Raw genomic sequence first — 17,592 nt, 5'->3', positions numbered from 1 at the left:
CTTTTTTGTTGAACCAGGCCGCACAGTACATTTCGTAGCAACGGCATTTCTTCAAAAAAGATGGAGTATTTGACAATATATTGCACTTTTCACCAATACACGGATAGATGATAGATTTTATGGAGCCATAATTGCGAGACGAATATGGGAGCAAATAAATTATTACTTATGGAAGAAATTCTATCCAAGAAAGACATCGGGGAACGCATTAGGGTTCTGCGGTTAACAAATGGCCTTTCGCAGGCATTCATTGCCAATATCCTGAATTTATCAAGAAGTAATTATTCACAGATAGAGCTTGGCAATCAGTACCCTACATTCAACACGCTACATGAAATTGCCAGGTATTATAGCAAAACTTATGACTGGTTGCTGCATGGCGAAGAACCTGCAAAGACTGCCGCTGAGCATCCTGCGAAAATAGACCTTATTATAAATGATCTGGAAACGTCATTCAGGAGTTTTACCATGTCTTTAAAAAGGCTGGAGCAGGAACTAAACCACATTAAATCAAGAAGGGCCAAAGTAAGGGCCTGAACATTTAGTCATAAAAAAGGGTCATAACACAAATGTTATGACCCTTTTTTATGACTAAATGCCAGTTACTATTCTGCAGGAGTTGCTTCTGCTTCAGTACCTTCAGTTTCAGCTTTAACAGCTTTCTTTGCAGGTGCTTTTTTAGCAGGTGCGCTTTCAGCTTTAGCTTCCTTAACAGGAGCAGCAGCTTTTGCAGCTTTAGCAGCAGGGGCTTTTTTCTCTGCAACCGGAGCAGCTACAGCTGCAGGTAATACAGAAACATATGATTTATTGTCTTGTTTCTTTTTGAAAATTACAGTACCATCAACTAAAGCGAATAAAGTATGGTCTTTGCCAATACCTACTCCTTTATCAGGATGATGTTTTGTACCACGCTGACGTACCAAAATGTTTCCGGCGATAGCTTCCTGACCACCAAAGATTTTGATACCTAAACGTTTGCTATGCGATTCACGTCCGTTTCTCGAACTACCGGCTCCTTTTTTATGTGCCATCTTGTTTTATATTTTATCAACTACCTAATGCAGGTAACCTTATGTTTAACAATAATTATAAACTGATACCAGAGATCTGGATCTTAGTGAAATACTGACGGTGACCATTTTTCTTCTTGTAACCTTTTCTGCGTTTCTTTTTGAAAACGATTACTTTATCACCTTTTAAATGAGACACGATTTTAGCTGAAACTGTTGCGCCTTTCAATGCAGGAGCTCCTACAGAGATTTTACCACCGTCTTCAACCAACAATACATTGTCAAATTCAATACTAGCGCCTTCATCCCCTTGTAAACGGTGTACAAAAAGGTGCTGGTCTTTTGCAACTTTGAATTGCTGTCCTGCTATATTTACTATTGCGTACATTGTTAATTAATTATTATTTTTAAATTGTTTATTTTTATCGAGGTGCAAATATAGAACTTTATTTTCTAAATACACAACTCATTTAGTTTTTTAAAGCTTCTTTCTTTCCGTAGCGTTCTTCTGCATCATTAATGCTCTGCATCAACAGCGTTTTCATCTGCTCGGCCAGCCCCTTCAGCTTTTGTATTTCGGTATAATCGGTAAGATATATTACCTTTTTAGACTTGGTTTTGTAATTGAACACCATCACATAGCGCAATACCTTAGAAGAGTCCAGATTGGTACCCGCATTGGCTATCAGGTCCGGAAAGTTCCAAAAGCCCAATTCACTTGCCTTAGAATGTAAGTAGAGGATATCATCTTTTCTGAGTTTTACATTGGTTTTGATCAGTGAATCCTGGGCATTTACATATTGATAGTCACCAGTAGCCGAATTGTAGGAATTTTCGAGATTGTTTCCCAACCCCCACTTAAATTCAATAGACTCAAATTCCTTCAATTTAAACGGCGCATTCCTGAACATTGGCACATAATAAATGATGCAATAAGCCAGAAAAGGGACAATAATAGTTAGTGCTAAAAATATTTTTTTTGCTTTGGTACTCATATATTATGCTTCTTTAATTTCAACCTGATCCGGGTTGTACTCACCCTCCCATTTGGCAATCACTACCGTGGCCAGACAATTTCCTATAACGTTTAAAGAGGTCCGTCCCATATCCATCAGCTCATCAATCCCCAGAATGGCGGCGATGATAAATGTTGGCAGGCCAAACTGGTCTGCAGTTGCAATCAAAATAATTAATGATGCCCTTGGTATGGCAGCCACGCCTTTGCTGGTGATCATCAATGTAAATACAATCAGCAGCTGCTCACCAAAACTCAGGTGCATCCCTGCAGCCTGCGCCACAAATATAGAAGCAAGCGATAAGTAAAGTGTGGTTCCATCCAGGTTAAAGCTATACCCAGTAGGAATTACAAATGATACGATTTTACGGGGCACACCAAATTTTTCCATTTGGCTCATGGCCTTAGGCAGTGCGGCATCAGAACTCGTGGTGGCAAAAGCAATGGAAACCGGCTCCTTAATGGCACTGATAAATTTCATTATCGGAAGCTTGATGTACAGGGCGATTGGCAGTAATACAATAAGTATAAAGGCTATTAAAGCCATATACAATGTAGCGACCAGCATAAAGAGGTGCTTCAGGATATCTACTCCCATATGCCCCACCGTATAGGCCATAGCTGCACCTACCCCAATTGGGGCAAAATACATGATGACATTGGTAAACTTAAACATGGTTTCCGACAGGCTTTCACAGAAATCAACCATAGGCTTGCGTTTCTTTTCATCAACCATCGCCAGACCAACACCAAAAATAACCGAAAAGATTACGATCTGCAGGATCTGCGCATCGTAAACAGACTTCACAATATTCTCCGGGAAAATATTCCTGAAAAAGGCCAGGGTCTTATACAGCCAGTGCACCCCTTCAGGCAATGTGCTCAGTATGCTTTCATCTGCCGCATCTTTTACAGGTTTTGGCAGCTCATTATGTGGCATATTCTGGATGTCTACACCAACACCAGCCTGGGTAAGGTTGATGGCAGCCAATCCGATAAACAGGGCTATTGTAGTGGCAAAATAGAAATACAACATCGATTTCCAGGCCATACGCCCTACCTGCTTCAGGTCGGAATGACCGGCAATACCATACACCAGGGTACCAAAGAGAATAGGACCTACAATGGTTTTAACCAGTTTGATAAAGCCTTTACTCAAAGGCTGCAAGGCTACGGCTACATGCGGATAATCGATCCCCACAAATACGCCCAGCACCATGCATACCAGTATCCAGGTAGTCAGGTTCTTCCTTATTATTGCGTAAGCTACCAGCTCAATGGCCAGCAGCCAGCGGGTTGCCATCATTACATTTTCCGGAACATTAACTATGTTAAAGTCCTTTAGCACACCTAACAATGCTGCAATGGTGATAAACGACAAAGTGATTAACCCGGCCCGGTTTTGTTTCATATACAAGGTTTGTTTGATTTGCAACAAAAGTAATTAATTGCGCCAAGCCCGCAAACATTTATTATTTTTGCCCTTATTAACGCTGTAACATTTTTAAACCGCAGCTATCTAACCACCATTAGCCTTTAATTAATGGAAAAAAAGGATCAGTTATTTAAACAAATTTTCGATACAAATTCTAAAAAGATATTCCATTTGTGTTATGGCTATACGGGAGACGAAGATGCTGCCAATGATCTTTTGCAGGAAACCTTTTTAAAGGTCTGGCAAAACCTGGACAAATTCAGGAACAAATCCCTGATCTCAACATGGATCTATAGAATTGCGGTAAATACCTGCTTAACTTATTTAAGATCAGAGAAAAGACAGGCAAAAGACGAACTTACGGATAATATCATAGAGAACAGGCCGGAAGAACTTTCAGAGAAAAATGAACAGATTGCATTGCTTTACAAATCCATATCCAAACTGGAAGAGAACGACCGCCTGATCATTACGATGGTGCTCGATGAGTTGCCTTACAATGAAATCGCAGACATTTCGGGTATCAGTGAAGGTAATCTCCGGGTAAAGATCCACCGCATTAAATTAAAACTTACAGAATTATACAATCAGCATGCAAGAATTTGATCACATACAATCGCTTTGGCAAGCACATACTGTTGAGGTTAAAATCTCGTCGGATGAAATGCTGAAACAGGCAAAAAAAGAAGTAAGCGCCATTCGCAGCAAATCCATATTGAACATTGCTGGCATGGCCATATCTTTTGTAGCCGTAGCCAGCTTATGGTTGTTTTTCGATTTCAGTTCCTGGACTACCCATGCCGGCATCACCTTGTTCCTGCTGGCCATCGCCATCTCGGTTTTTATGCTGTACCGGAGCCACAGACTCCTAGCGGATAACGACTTCACTACCCATCCCAATGAGTTTCTTGTCAGTTTAAAACTCTACCAGATCAGCCGTTTTAACCTTTACAATAAAATGTACTGGGTATATGCAATTGGCTTAAGTCTGGGTATCGTGCTCTACTTTTTTGAAATTCTTGCTTATTTCGATAGCTGGCTGCAATATCTAATTATATTCCTGACCTTTGGCTGGATGATTTTCTGCTCTACACTGGTGCGGAGAGCGGTGATGAAAAAAGAAAAAGAGCGGATTGCCTTGCTGATTGAAAAATTTGAACGTCTGAGAGAGCAGTTTAGCTCCCACTAAAATAAAAAAAGTCATCCGGACTCATCGGATGACCTTATTATTAACTAACCCAAATTAAATTCATCCAAATTTATATAATGGGCTTCCTGGTTTCAAATTTAAGGTAACAGGTCATTTGCCAATAAGCGAAAATCACCATATTGTTAATTAAACATTAAATCTGTTGACATTTACGACTTTCCAATTATTGTCTTTATCCTTCTGAATGGTCAAAAAATTCTGCTGTGTAAAATGGTCAAATTTAAAATCGACCCTCGATACGATCACACTTTCACTTTCTGAAAGGATTTCGTAGCTGGCTTTACAGTTAAGGGTCACATAACCGATTTTCTTATAAAAACTCAGCAGTTCGTTTTTAGTATGCTTTATGATTGTTTTGCCCCTGCTCACGTTGATCACCGCATCATCATCCAGGATCACCTTGATCAGTTTTGCATCATTGTGCATTTGCGCATCAATAAAGGCACCAATAACCAGGTCAGGTTTTGCATTAAGGCCTTTAACAGGATCAATTGATGAGGTGAATGCGACTATACCCAGTACAGCCAGACTCATTAAAATCGTTGTTCTCATGGTTTCTTTTTTTATTAAATTTCCAGGAATCCGATAAGAAACGATATGCCGATAACACTTTTAAATGTAAGAAAATCAATACATTAAGCTATCTGTATTGACCTGGGGTGATGTTAAAAGAATTTCTGAAAAGCCGGATGAAAGAACTTGGGCATTCAAAACCTACAATGTCTACAATTTCATTTACAGGATAGTCCGTATTCTTCAGCAGGTGCTTGGCCTGCTGGAGCCTTACTTTTGTTAAAAACTGATGGGGTGACTGCTGATAGGCCTGTTTAAAAGTACGCAGCAAATGATTTACTGATAAACAGGCCATTTGCGCAATGTCGTCCAGGCGTATGTTCTTATTGTAATTGCTGATCATGTAATCCCGTGCAAGCGACAAACGCCTTAAGATCTCGGTTTTTGTGGCACAGCTCAGAAATTTCAGGGCATCTTCCCTTCGGATGATTTCAGAGTGGTAGAGACTATAATAATTGATCAGGCAATGGTTAAGGTATTCATTTAACAGGAGTTGGTCGTTGGTACCTTTTTCAAGGTGCCTGGCCAGGTGCAGCAGATTGAATTTAACGTCACCGTTGAGGGTGTAAATAGATTCTATAAAACGCGGCTGTTGCTGCTTAAATACTTCCGGGCAATCCAATAAAGTTCTTTCATCCGAAAAGTTGGTGTATTCAAAATCCCGTACAAACTCAGGATCAAACCAAACCGAAAAAGTATTTACCTCTACCGGCGAATCGATCCTGCTGGAGTAACAGGTATCGTGGTTCAGAAAAATAAAGCTTCCCGGAACCAGCGTTACAGCGCGTTTCTCGATGGTGTAATCCACCTCTCCTGTAAAAACTGCATTAAATGCGTACTTACCGGTAAGCATTGGATAATAAGCACCATAAGTAACCTCGCTTATGATCTCGTTCTTATTTACCAATATCCTGTTGTACTTCATTTAATTTATCCCTTCTAAAAAATGGTTCAGGCATCTGTATAGTCACGTTCTTCGAGCATGATAAACTGGTTGCCGTTTGGATCTGCAAAGCAAAGTTCAAGCCCTTTAGCCACATACCTTGGTTTCGTCAGGCTGGTTATACTTTTCTGTTTAAACAAATAGTAGTCCCTCAGGCAGTCATCTGTTTTTAAAACTATAGTCTCCTTCTCTGCACAATCCTTTTCAACAAGCATCACAAAATCATCATTGCTTAGTTTTAAAATCGGACATTCTTTACCCTGTATCTCGATGTTCTCATAAAAGGCAAAGCCAGGAACATTCATAAAGAAAGACAATGAAGTTTCTTTACACTTAACAAAAACTACCCTATACCCTTTATTAAAGTCCATATCTTTAAATATATGCTAGCCCCTACAACTAACTGAACATTAAACAAATTTAATGGAATCCAGGTACAAAACACTAACCCTTTAAGGGGTATTTTTATTTTTAGCTGATTATCTTTTTTTCGTAAGTGATTATAGATTTGACTTGAACTCAAACAAATTTGTTACAAAAACCACCCCTTAAAGGGTTATTTTTATCTGTGTCCTGATAAATATATTTACAGTTGTATAAAACCGCTTACCTTTAAACCGTGCATTTCGTCAAAATAGTTTTCATTGCCCTTTTCTGCTCTGGCTTTGGCCTGCAAGGCCTTGGTCAAAGGTATAATTTTGAGCAATACGACATTAAGGACGGACTGATACAGTCGCAGGTCACTTCCATTGTGCAAGATCAGAAAAGAAGATTGTGGATAGCCACCCTGGGCGGACTCAGCTGTTTCAATGGCAGCAGCTTTGTTAACCTGGGCAAAACCAACGGAATGAACAGCAATTTCATCCTTTCCCTGGCCCTCAGCAAACAAGACAATTTATTTATAGGTTCCGACCGGGGACTGTCATATTACAATAATGGTAATTTTTACAATTATAGGGGCAACAAAAACTGGACGGGCGACCTGGTCAGCAGCGCTTCAGGTGAGATCTATGGTATATCTGAAAGACGGATTTTTAAAACAAGCGGCTTAAAGACTCAGCAGGTAAGGATTACTGCCGACAGTGCAGAAATGGTAACCGCATTGGGCACCGATGGCTCCGGAAATGTGTGGGCCGCCGTATACCAGCGTGGATTGTTTTATTTGAAAAACCACAAATGGCATGCGAAATCATTAAACAAACAGGTAAATAACCTGATCATCACCGGTTTCCTGGTTGACCGACTGGCAGAAGACAAAATCTGGCTGTTGACTACAGACGGTATATTCATTGCCGAAAAAGGAAAGCTCAGCAGGGTTTATGCTGACATCATCAAAAAGGCTACTGCAATTGCCCAGGATGCCAGGGGAAATATCTGGCTGGGCACTAACAAAGGGGCCTGGTACCTCAGCAAGAACCTGCAAATCCATTTCAACGCAAAAAATGGCTTTACCGATAATGAAGTCAAACACATTTTTAAAGATGCCGAAAATAACATCTGGCTGGGTACCGATGGCTCGGGCATTTTTAAGTTTAACAGTGGAGGTTATGTCTCCTATGACGAGTCTCAAGGTCTGCAAAACAGCATTGTCATGAGCATCATAAGCGGCCCCAACCCTGATGAGATCTGGCTGGGGACCTATGACGGGCTTTTTGTACATAAAAACGATCAGATCAAAAGGATAGTCATCCCTTCTGATAATGAAGACACCCGGCGCATCAACTTTTTGCTTAAAGACAGCCAGGGCAGCATCTGGATAGGCACCGTTGGCGGGGGGCTCTGGATATACAGCAATAAACGCTTCAGGCGCATAGACAACGGGAGTCGCGGAGTCGCCTGCAACAGCATTATGGAAGACAGTAGCCGGAACATCTGGCTATCTACCAATTATGGTTGTTTTATAATGGAGCATCAGACCAATAAAATTAGCCGCATTACCGGGCATTTTGCCAGCAGCCTGTTGGAGATTGGTAGGGATTCTGTACTCAGCGGCACCCAGAATGGGGTTTACCTCATCCGCAACAAAAAGGATGTACTCCCTTTAAAACCCAAATCCCTTTCCGGTTCAAGCATCCTGTCTATGCTCAAACGGGGACCATATATACTTTTTGGAACGGCCGACAACGGGTTGGTTATCTGGAACCGGACAAACAATGCTGTTAAACAACTGAGTACAAACGACGGTCTGTTTTCCGACCATATTTATGCATTGCTGACCGACAGCAAAGGGGTGATCTGGGTAGGAACAGGCAGGGGTATAAACCGCCTCAATTCAAAAGATTTCAGCCTGATGAGAAACAGCAACGAGAATGCGCTCGTGGTAGAATGCAACCAGAATGCCATTCTGGAACATCAGAACAACATATGGATAGGTACCACCAAAGGGGCCATCGTTTACGACAATACAGCCAGCCCTTCAGCAAGCAGCAGGCCCTATGTTTTCATCAATTCTGCAGGCGTATTGTCCCAGAACAAAAAAGGGGGGCAAAACAACCTTCAGGCCACCTATAACGAAAATGAGCTCCGCAACACCATCTCCCTGCCTTACAACCGCAATCACCTCAACATCAATTTCACCGGCATTTATTTCAGCAATCCAAAAGCGGTACTCTATCAGTACCGGCTCATAGGGCTCGACACCAAGTTTGGCCATCCCACCAGCAATTCATCCGTCAATTATACGGCCCTGCCTCCCGGCAAATATACTTTCCAGGTAAAGGCAGTCACCCCTTACGGTATAAGTTCAGCAAATGTCGCCGCCTTCAGTTTCGAAATTACACCGCCTTATTATCAGACCACCATTTTCAAGATCTTTATACTTTCTATTATTGTTTTGATGATCATACTTTCTGTATACGTTATCATTAACCTAAATGAAAGACAACGTAAACTGAGGCTAAAAATAAAGCTGGAAGAGCAATTTAAGATCAGAAAACAAACCGCCGAAGATTTTCATGACGATCTGGGTAACAAACTTACCCGGATATCAGTCTTATCAGAAGTACTGAACAGTATGATGGATAGCAACGACACCGAAAAAAAGGCGATCATTCAAAAAATAAAAACCAATGTGAATGAACTGTATACCGGTACAAAGGACATATTATGGTCTTTAAACCCGAAACATGATACTTTATACGAGCTGCTGAGCCGCATAAAGGAATTTGGATATGAGATGTTTAACGAAACCAACATCTTTTTTGAGGAAGATCTTCCCCTGGAAGATATGGACAAAAGACTTCCTTTAGAGCTTAGCCGGAATATTTTAATGATATTTAAAGAGGCGGTACACAATGCTTTAAAACATTCAAAAGCCGATCATGTTCAGTTCATTGCAAAAATCAATAAGGATACATTGGAGATTCAGCTTGAAGACAATGGGGCAGGTTTTGATCTCGAATCTGCAGGCAATGGGCATGGCATCAACAACATGAATGTGCGCGCGGCCCGGATCAACGGCAAATTAGACATCAGTTCAAATCAAAAAGGTACAATTATAGCGCTCTCTGTTAAAATGCTCGCTCTGAATACGCTCTCTAAATCTAAACCGTCAAAAGATGCATAACCAGACAGAAGCCAGGGTGGTCATTATAGAGGATGACCAGACCATCAGGGAAGGCTACAGCTACCTGATCAACAATACCTCTCCCTACCAGGTAGTGAATACTTACCCCTCTTTTGACGCCGCCCGACAGAAGATCGTTAAAGACAATCCGGATGTCATTATCCTGGATATACAAATGCCCGGGACCAACGGTATAGATGCACTTCCTGTTTTGAAGAAATTATTGCCCGAGGTTTATATTATCATGCTTACGGTGCATGAAACGGAAAAAATAATTCTCGAGGCACTGGCCAACGGGGCTTCCGGCTATTTCACTAAAAATACCCCTTCGGCAAAAGTGATCGAGGCCATTAGAGAGGTATTGCAGGGTGGCGGCCCGATGAGCCCCAATGTGGCAAAAAAAGTGATCATTTCCCTGCAAAAGAACCCCGATTCACCACTTACAAAAAGGGAAACACAAATCCTGAGCTTAATCACCAGGGGCAAAGACCGGTCCCAGATTGCGACGGAGCTGTTTATAGAAATAGAGACCGTTAAAACGCATATAAAAAACATCTACCTGAAGCTCAATGTGAACTCCAAGGCAGATGCTATAAAAGTTGCCAAAAGCAATCGTCTGGTATAAATTTATTATTCCTGTTTTACTTCATTTACAGAGAAACTGTTACCGTTTAAGCTATACTGGATCATTTTTACTTCCCCCGCTTTAACTGTAGTGTCTTTAGGGTTCACTACAGGGAAAGAACGGAACAGGTCGCCATTTTTGATAATGAATTTATCATTTCCCGCATAGCTCTTTTTCATGTTGCTGCTCAACGGCGGAAAAGTAATTTTCCGGAAGTCGCCGCCCGAATATTCATAAACATTCAGGTCAAGCACGTTTTTCTTGCTTAGCAGTTCAATATAAATCTCCGGATTACCGTCGTTGTCCATATCCATGTTCCATGCATCGGTAATGATCCCTTTGCGTTCGTTGGAGAAAGAATTGTAATTGTTTCTTACCGAATCAGACATCAGGATAAGGTAGCCGCCTATGCTGTCTACCCCTTTTCCCCAGCTTACCACCTCAAAATTCAGTCCTGGTTTTACATTAATGTCCTTATAAAAAGGAAATTGTCCGCTCTTTTTTTCAGCAGTTGCCCTCTGCTGTTTCACTACGGTTTTTTCTTCTTTGTTTTCGCTGCAGGAAGCCATTAAAATAACTCCGCCAAGCAGGAAGGCCAACTTTGTTAAATATCTCATTGCTTTATCTGTTTATTTTCAGGCTTCCCCTTTATTTGGTTTTTACGTCGGGATTACCGTTGTTTAATATAGTTTCAGTTACTACACTGCTTTTGCCGCTTTTGGTTACAACAATTGTTTTCAACACCTGTTTTTGCCCTTTCGCCACTTTAATCTTAATAGGTTTGGTATAAAGTTCGGCGAGTTCAGAAGGACGGGTAAGGTCAAACGTATAATAAATTTTCGATCCCGGTACCGGCTCTTTTAAAGTGATGTTAAAATCTTCTCCATTTATCACCTTCTGGTCCAGACCCAGCGGAGTAGGTACCCAGTAATTTGTATTGGTCTGATCTAACCTCGCCAGGTGCAGGGGCAGGCGTTCTTCAGAAAAGTTTTTAAAGTCTTTACGCGCCACGGGGCTCCAGGCAATTTCAGCCAAGGCATACATCCTTGGAAGAACCATGTATTCCACTTTTTCTGTAGACTGTATGTATTCCGTCCACAGATTTGCCTGTACACCGATTACGTATTTCTGCTGATCGGCATTCAACTCTTTCGGCATCGGATCGTAAGCATAAGCCAGGGAATAAGGGGCCAGTCCGCCGATATTGGTGGGCTCATCTGCCGAATTGGATTGTTTATGGTCGAAATACAGACCAACAGGACCGCCAGGGGTCATGATCACATCGTGATTCTGCTGGGCAGCAGCAATCCCCCCCTGTGTGCCCCTCCAAGACATCACTGTTGCATCCGGTGCCAGTCCTCCTTCCAGGATCTCGTCCCAGCCAATGATCCTGCGTCCTTTCGAGTTGATGTATTTTTCCATGCGCTGAATGAAATAACTCTGTAGCTCATGCTCGTCCTTTAAATTCAACTTTTTCATCAGGTTCTGGCAGAACTCACTTTGTTTCCAGTATTCTTTAGGACATTCATCACCGCCAACGTGGATATATTTGGAAGGGAAAAGTGCGATCACTTCATCAAAAACATTTTCTAAGAATTTGAAAGTATTCTCGCTGGGCACAAACACATCGTCAAATACGCCCCAGGTTTGCTGTACCTGCTTGCCTTTACGCGAACCCGACCATGGTGTTTTGGCATCTACAAAAGTATCGCGATCGGGAAAACAGCTGAGCTCTGGATAAGCGGCAATAGCTGCTGAAGCATGTCCTGGTAATTCTATTTCGGGTACAACATTGATGAACCTGGCTGCAGCGTAGGCAACCACTTCCTTTACTTCATTCTGTGTATAAAAGCCTTTATACTCCTCTCCATCGGTATTTACACCTGGGTGGTGACCAATAATCGTTCCGTTCCGGGATGCGCCTATTGTAGTCAGCTTAGGATATTTTTTAATTTCTATCCTCCAGCCCTGATCGTCGGTTAAATGCCAGTGAAAGTTATTGATCTTATACTGGGCCAGCAAGTCGATGTATTTTTTAACAAAAGCTACAGGAAAAAAATGACGCGACACGTCAAGGTGCATTCCCCTGTATTTAAACCTTGGGTAATCGTTGATTTCAGCAGTGCTGATCAGGATCTCATTGTTGCGCTTTTCAGGCATCAGCTGTATGACCGACTGTACTCCATAAAACAGCCCTGCATCTTTACCGGTGATGGTAATATTTTTTGGCGTAATGGCAATCGTATACCCCTCGGCCGGAAGTTTTTCTGCTCCTTCGCTATTTAGAATAATGGCACGTTCATTGGCACCTGCAGCTTTAACTGTACGTAAAGCGAAGCCGCCATGACGGGTTATAAAAGCATTCAAAAGATCTGCCGATTTGGCGTTTTTCTGGTCGTTTGAAACCAGCACAACTGTTTTATCAAGTTTAAAAGTTCCGTTTCCCTTTTTAACGGATACCGGTACAGGAATAATTCCCATGTTGCTGTCGCTTTGTGCATCAGCGTTTACATATAAAAATGCAAGCAAAACAATAGATAGTAGTTTTTTCATCCGTGTGATTGATATATTAGATTGATTTTATGCCTAAGGTAAAAAAAAAGGGACAGAATCTGTAAAAGACCCTATCCCTTTTTATAATTTGTTATTAATTATTAAACGGACTTCAAAACATGCTCTTTGGCCGCTAAATAACGTTCTGCATCCAATGCAGCCATACAGCCCGATCCTGCTGCAGTTACCGCCTGGCGGTAATAGCTATCCTGAACATCACCGCTCGCAAAAACACCTTCAATATTTGTTTTTGTTGATCCGGGAATGGTTTTCAGGTAACCGGTTTCGTCCATATCCAACTGTCCTTTAAAAATATCCGTATTTGGTTTATGACCAATGGCTACAAAGAAGCCCTCAACAGGCAGGTCTGTCTCTGCCCCGGTCTGGTTGTTCACCACCCGCACTGCAGTTACGTTTTTGCCATTGCCCAATATTTCTTTGGTTTCTGTATTGTAGATCACCTCGATGTTTGGTGTATTCAATACCCTGTGTACCATTGCTTTTGAAGCCCTGAACTCGTCCCTGCGCACCAGCATATATACTTTTTTGCACAGTTTAGCCAGGTAGGTAGCCTCTTCAGCAGCTGTATCGCCGGCACCAACAATGGCCACATCCTGTCCTTTAAAGAAAAACCCGTCACAAACAGCACAGGCAGAAACCCCAAAGCCATTGTATTTTTGCTCACTTGGCAGCCCAAGCCATTTTGCAGTAGCACCTGTAGAAATGATCACAGTATCAGCAGTAATGGTTTTGATGTCATCTACCACTACTTTATGGGGCAATGAAGAGAAATCGACCGCACTAACGTAACCAAAACGGATATCGGTACCAAAACGCTCCGCCTGTTTGCGAAAATCTTCCATCATTTCCGGGCCCATAATCCCGGTCGGGTAACCAGGGAAGTTGTCCACATCAGTAGTTTGTGTCAACTGTCCACCAGGCTCCATACCTGTATACATAACTGGTTTCAGATCTGCCCTTGCTGCATAGATCGCAGCAGTATATCCTGCAGGTCCTGAACCTATAATTAAACATTGAACGTGTTCTGTTTCTTGTTCTTGTGACATATATTTATCTATTGTTATACAAAATTACGCTTTATCCCGCTATACACAAACAACATTGATGTAACAAATGCAACATTGTGATGTATAGATTATAATTCCAATCAGGTCTGGATTACCCCAACGTTAAACTGCTTTTTTATGGGCGACTGGTTTGCCGCCTCTATGCCCATAGAAATCACTTTACGCGTATCTTTTGGATCTATGATCCCGTCTACCCAAAGGCGGGCAGCGGCGTAATATGGGGTAGTTTGGCTGTTGTACCTGTCGGTAATTTCAGCCAGCAACGCAGCCTCTTTTTCAGGGCTGATCGTTTCCCCTTTGGCTTTAAGTGATGCCTCCTGGATCTGCAGCAAAACCTTTGCAGCCTGCGCACCGCCCATTACAGCTATTTTAGCACTTGGCCAGGCAAAAATCAACCTCGGATCATAGGCCTTGCCGCACATGGCATAGTTACCTGCCCCATAAGAGTTCCCCAGCACTATGGTAAATTTAGGTACTACGGAATTGGCTACAGCATTTACCATTTTGGCCCCATCTTTAATAATCCCCCCCTGCTCAGACCTGCTGCCCACCATAAAGCCGGTCACATCCTGTAAAAATACCAGCGGTATCTTTTTCTGGTTGCAGTTCATGATAAAACGCGTGGCCTTATCGGCACTGTCGGAATAAATTACCCCGCCAAACTGCATCTCCCCTTTTTTAGATTTCACTACTTTGCGCTGGTTGGCCACAATGCCAACTGCCCAGCCATCTATCCTTGCCAGTCCGCATATAATGCTTTGCCCATACAGTTTTTTATATTCTTCAAAATCAGAATCATCAACAAGGCGATGGATGACATCCAGCATATCATAAGGTTTTTCCCTGTTTTCAGGCAAAATGCCATAAAGTTCTTCCTCATCAAGTTTGGGCAGAGCAGGTTTGATCCTGTCGAAACCAGCCACCTCTGGCGCCCCCATTTTACTGATGATGTTACGGATGCTATCTAAACAGGCCTGGTCATTGGGATGTTTATAGTCGGTCACCCCCGATATCTCGCAATGTGTGGTGGCACCGCCAAGTGTTTCATTGTCTACATCTTCCCCTATAGCCGATTTCACCAGGTAAGAACCAGCCAGAAATACAGATCCTGTTCCGTCAACGATCATAGCCTCATCACTCATGATGGGCAGGTAGGCCCCTCCGGCAACGCATGAACCCATAATGGCAGCAATCTGCACAATACCTTCAGAAGACATGATGGCATTGTTCCTGAACATCCTGCCAAAGTGTTCCTTATCTGGAAAGATCTCATCCTGCATGGGCAGGTAAACCCCTGCACTGTCTACCAGGTAAATTACCGGCAGTCTGTTTTCCATGGCAATTTCCTGGGCCCTAAGGTTCTTTTTCGCCGTCATCGGAAACCAAGCTCCCGCTTTGACCGTAGCATCATTGGCCACAATCATACATTGCCTGCCCGAAACATAGCCTATACCGCAAATCACACCGGCGGAAGGACATCCCCCCTGTTCGGCATACATTCCATCGGCGGCAAATGCCCCTATTTCCAGGAATTGGGTTTCTTTGTCGATCAGGTAGGCAATCCGTTCGCGCGCCAGCAGCTTACCTTTTTCTTTTTGTTTGGCTGCGCTTTTCTCTCCTCCGCCTGCAAATATTTTTTTCAGCCGTGTTTTTAATTCATAAACAGACTGCTTGTTAACGTCCTCGTTCTTATTGAATTCTATGTTCATATCGGCAAGTTAGATTTTATTTTTATGGAGAGCAAAAGTCCAATTCGGGCTTTGGTATAGCAGCATCATAAACAAAAGCCCGGCGGTTAAAAAACAGCCGGGCCCTTCGTATCATTCCGGCAACGTTTATTCTGCCGTATATTTTTTAAAGATCGACGTTGCCGTATGACCGCCAAAACCAAAAGTATTGTTCAATACATAGTTTACCGGCTGCTGGATTGATTTACCGATAACCAGGTTCATTCCTGCAGGGATTTCCGGATCAACATTTTCCGTATTGATCGTTCCCGGAATAACGCCATCCCTGATCGCCATCACACTGATGATACTTTCAATCGCCCCTGCACCACCCAGTAAATGCCCGGTCATGGATTTGGTGGCACTGATGGCAACAGGCAAATCCTTAAATATTTTTTTAATTCCCTGAAGCTCTCCAATGTCGCCCAATCCGGTAGAAGTAGCATGCGCATTGATATAATCAATTTTTTCAGGCCCGATACCTGCATCGGCCAGTGCCTTGGCAATACCTAAGGATGCACCCAGCCCGTCCGGCGGGGTACCCGTTAAGTGGTAGGCATCTGCAGCCATACCACCACCTACCAGCTCAGCATAAATGGTGGCACCTCTGGCAATGGCATGCTCCAGTTCTTCAAGGATCAGAGCCCCTGCACCCTCACCAATCACAAAGCCATCGCGGTCTTTATCAAAAGGCCTCGAAGCGCCGGCCGGGTTATCATTGTTTTTAGATAAAGCATGTGCAGAGTTGAAACCGCCTACAGATGATTCTGTAATGGCTGCTTCTGAACCTCCGGCCACCATAATGGTGGCCTTACCCAAACGAATGGTATCAAAAGCACTGATGATGGCGGTATTTGATGAAGCACAGGCAGAAACTGTGGCATAATTAGGGCCATGCAATTTATGACGGATAGAGATCACGCCTGCAGCAATATCAACAATCATTTTAGGAATAAAATATGGACTGAACCTTGGCGTTCCATCGCCCAGGTGGTATTCTTTAAGCTGCTGCTCAAAAGTACCGATACCGCCATTGCCGGATGCCCAGATTACGCCCACCTCGTAACGTTCGTTTTCAGGCATATTTTGAAAATCAAGCCCGGCATCTTTTATGGCCTGATCGCTCGCAGCAACCGCATATTGGGTATACAGGTCATATTTTTTTATTTCTTTTTTGTCAATATAAGCTTCAACATTAAAGTCTTTCACTTCAGCAGCAAAATTGGTTTTGAATTTGGAAGCATCGAATTTTGTAATTGCCGCAGCACCGCTTTTGCCCGCTACAATATTATTCCAAAATTCACTTACCGTATTCCCCAATGGGGTTATAGCGCCTAAACCTGTTACTACTACTCTTTTCATATTTGTTGTCAACTATTTCCTAATTTATGCGATTAAAAGCCAAAAATAACATAGTTTACCGACTAAAACTCTATTTAACTGTCAAACATTTTAAACATCAGTCCAACTGATGATGTCAATCTACATCAAACCCCTAAGCCTCAGTCACATAAAATAAACAAGGTCGGCATCCACCGACCTAAGTTTAATTATTAACTACCTATTTTCGTTTTTTTATGAATAGGCTCTTTATTTCCCCTTTTTATAGGCATCTACACCACTTTGCAGGTAAGCAGCATATTCTTTGGCATCGAATATGGCGCCCTGTGGTTTTACCAGGGGAACCAGGTCATGTCCGGCCAGCACATATAAAGGCTGGGCATTTGACCCGTATTTTGTAGCCTGAAAATCAAGGTTCCAGTAACCCAGATCGTCAGTCTTGCGTTTCAGTATTTCAGAATAGTGGATCTTGTCCTGCTCCATTTTGATGTTGCGGTCGTCTGCATA

The 17,592-nt window shown here is 42.5% G+C and carries 17 protein-coding genes and 1 pseudogene; 5 read left to right on the top strand and 13 right to left on the bottom strand.

The window, feature by feature from the left end:
* Nucleotides 1-168 precede the first annotated feature (168 nt).
* The gene (locus B9A91_RS17260) at nucleotides 169-537 is read left to right on the top strand and encodes a helix-turn-helix domain-containing protein (protein WP_084240756.1); all 369 of its coding nucleotides are present in this window, start codon (nucleotides 169-171) and stop codon (nucleotides 535-537) included.
* Nucleotides 538-605: 68 nt separating this feature from the next.
* On the opposite strand, the gene rpmA is transcribed toward B9A91_RS17260, so the two are convergent.
* The 4 genes from rpmA to B9A91_RS17240 all read right to left on the bottom strand — a co-directional run bounded on the left by rpmA (nucleotide 606) and on the right by B9A91_RS17240 (nucleotide 3,436).
* A complete protein-coding gene (gene rpmA, locus B9A91_RS17255; protein ID WP_084240281.1) occupies nucleotides 606-1,031 on the bottom strand; it encodes a 50S ribosomal protein L27 in 426 nt (141 codons plus the stop codon).
* 55 nt (nucleotides 1,032-1,086) lie between these two features.
* Complete coding sequence (gene rplU, locus B9A91_RS17250) at nucleotides 1,087-1,398, bottom strand: 50S ribosomal protein L21 (RefSeq protein WP_008241463.1); 312 nt, start codon at nucleotides 1,396-1,398, stop codon at nucleotides 1,087-1,089.
* 82 nt (nucleotides 1,399-1,480) lie between these two features.
* Nucleotides 1,481-2,005 carry a hypothetical protein gene (locus B9A91_RS17245; RefSeq protein ID WP_084240280.1) on the bottom strand — a complete coding sequence of 175 codons (525 nt, stop codon included), beginning with the start codon at nucleotides 2,003-2,005 and terminating at the stop codon, nucleotides 1,481-1,483.
* Nucleotides 2,006-2,008: 3 nt separating this feature from the next.
* Nucleotides 2,009-3,436, bottom strand: coding sequence for a dicarboxylate/amino acid:cation symporter (locus tag B9A91_RS17240; protein ID WP_084240279.1), 1,428 nt, complete (start codon nucleotides 3,434-3,436; stop codon nucleotides 2,009-2,011).
* A 132-nt stretch (nucleotides 3,437-3,568) separates the two neighbouring features.
* On the opposite strand from B9A91_RS17240, the gene B9A91_RS17235 reads away from it, so the two are divergent.
* Together B9A91_RS17235 and B9A91_RS17230 are read left to right on the top strand one after the other, a co-directional pair.
* Complete coding sequence (locus B9A91_RS17235) at nucleotides 3,569-4,066, top strand: RNA polymerase sigma factor (RefSeq protein ID WP_084240278.1); 498 nt, start codon at nucleotides 3,569-3,571, stop codon at nucleotides 4,064-4,066.
* Nucleotides 4,053-4,649: a hypothetical protein gene (locus B9A91_RS17230; protein WP_084240277.1), complete on the top strand. Its 597-nt coding sequence runs from the start codon at nucleotides 4,053-4,055 to the stop codon at nucleotides 4,647-4,649. Before B9A91_RS17235 ends, B9A91_RS17230 begins: the two co-directional genes overlap by 14 nt.
* 147 nt (nucleotides 4,650-4,796) lie before the next feature.
* Here the strand turns inward: B9A91_RS17230 and B9A91_RS17225 are convergent, their stop codons facing one another.
* From B9A91_RS17225 to B9A91_RS17215, 3 genes are all read right to left on the bottom strand, one after another.
* The gene (locus tag B9A91_RS17225) at nucleotides 4,797-5,222 is read right to left on the bottom strand and encodes a hypothetical protein (RefSeq protein WP_144008984.1); all 426 of its coding nucleotides are present in this window, start codon (nucleotides 5,220-5,222) and stop codon (nucleotides 4,797-4,799) included.
* 88 nt (nucleotides 5,223-5,310) lie between these two features.
* On the bottom strand, nucleotides 5,311-6,168 hold the full coding sequence (locus B9A91_RS17220; protein WP_084240275.1) for a helix-turn-helix domain-containing protein: 858 nt from the start codon (nucleotides 6,166-6,168) through the stop codon (nucleotides 5,311-5,313).
* Nucleotides 6,169-6,194: 26 nt separating this feature from the next.
* Nucleotides 6,195-6,557: a hypothetical protein gene (locus B9A91_RS17215; RefSeq protein ID WP_144008983.1), complete on the bottom strand. Its 363-nt coding sequence runs from the start codon at nucleotides 6,555-6,557 to the stop codon at nucleotides 6,195-6,197.
* Nucleotides 6,558-6,805: 248 nt separating this feature from the next.
* Between B9A91_RS17215 and B9A91_RS17210 the strand changes: the two genes are divergently transcribed.
* The gene (locus tag B9A91_RS17210; RefSeq protein ID WP_235012594.1) at nucleotides 6,806-9,751 is read left to right on the top strand and encodes a ligand-binding sensor domain-containing protein; all 2,946 of its coding nucleotides are present in this window, start codon (nucleotides 6,806-6,808) and stop codon (nucleotides 9,749-9,751) included.
* Nucleotides 9,744-10,376 carry a response regulator transcription factor gene (locus B9A91_RS17205; RefSeq protein ID WP_084240273.1) on the top strand — a complete coding sequence of 211 codons (633 nt, stop codon included), beginning with the start codon at nucleotides 9,744-9,746 and terminating at the stop codon, nucleotides 10,374-10,376. The genes B9A91_RS17210 and B9A91_RS17205 overlap by 8 nt, the downstream gene beginning before the upstream one ends.
* 5 nt (nucleotides 10,377-10,381) lie before the next feature.
* On the opposite strand, the gene B9A91_RS17200 is transcribed toward B9A91_RS17205, so the two are convergent.
* The 6 genes and pseudogenes from B9A91_RS17200 to B9A91_RS17175 all read right to left on the bottom strand — a co-directional run.
* Nucleotides 10,382-10,993 carry a hypothetical protein gene (locus B9A91_RS17200; protein ID WP_084240272.1) on the bottom strand — a complete coding sequence of 204 codons (612 nt, stop codon included), beginning with the start codon at nucleotides 10,991-10,993 and terminating at the stop codon, nucleotides 10,382-10,384.
* Nucleotides 10,994-11,024: 31 nt separating this feature from the next.
* Nucleotides 11,025-12,929 (bottom strand): beta-N-acetylhexosaminidase, encoded by a 1,905-nt coding sequence (locus tag B9A91_RS17195; protein ID WP_084240271.1) that lies wholly within the window; start codon nucleotides 12,927-12,929, stop codon nucleotides 11,025-11,027.
* A gap of 101 nt (nucleotides 12,930-13,030) precedes the next feature.
* The gene (gene trxB, locus B9A91_RS17190; protein WP_084240270.1) at nucleotides 13,031-13,996 is read right to left on the bottom strand and encodes a thioredoxin-disulfide reductase; all 966 of its coding nucleotides are present in this window, start codon (nucleotides 13,994-13,996) and stop codon (nucleotides 13,031-13,033) included.
* Nucleotides 13,997-14,097: 101 nt separating this feature from the next.
* Nucleotides 14,098-15,726, bottom strand: coding sequence for an acyl-CoA carboxylase subunit beta (locus B9A91_RS17185; protein ID WP_084240269.1), 1,629 nt, complete (start codon nucleotides 15,724-15,726; stop codon nucleotides 14,098-14,100).
* A gap of 126 nt (nucleotides 15,727-15,852) precedes the next feature.
* Nucleotides 15,853-17,106, bottom strand: coding sequence for a beta-ketoacyl-ACP synthase II (gene fabF, locus B9A91_RS17180; RefSeq protein ID WP_084240268.1), 1,254 nt, complete (start codon nucleotides 17,104-17,106; stop codon nucleotides 15,853-15,855).
* Nucleotides 17,107-17,334: 228 nt separating this feature from the next.
* Nucleotides 17,335-17,592: pseudogene (locus B9A91_RS17175) on the bottom strand (hypothetical protein); the annotation flags it as partial.

The sequence above is a fragment of the Pedobacter africanus genome (genome assembly GCF_900176535.1).
GTDB lineage: Bacteria > Bacteroidota > Bacteroidia > Sphingobacteriales > Sphingobacteriaceae > Pedobacter > Pedobacter africanus.
This window is presented reverse-complemented; position numbering and strand designations above follow the sequence as displayed.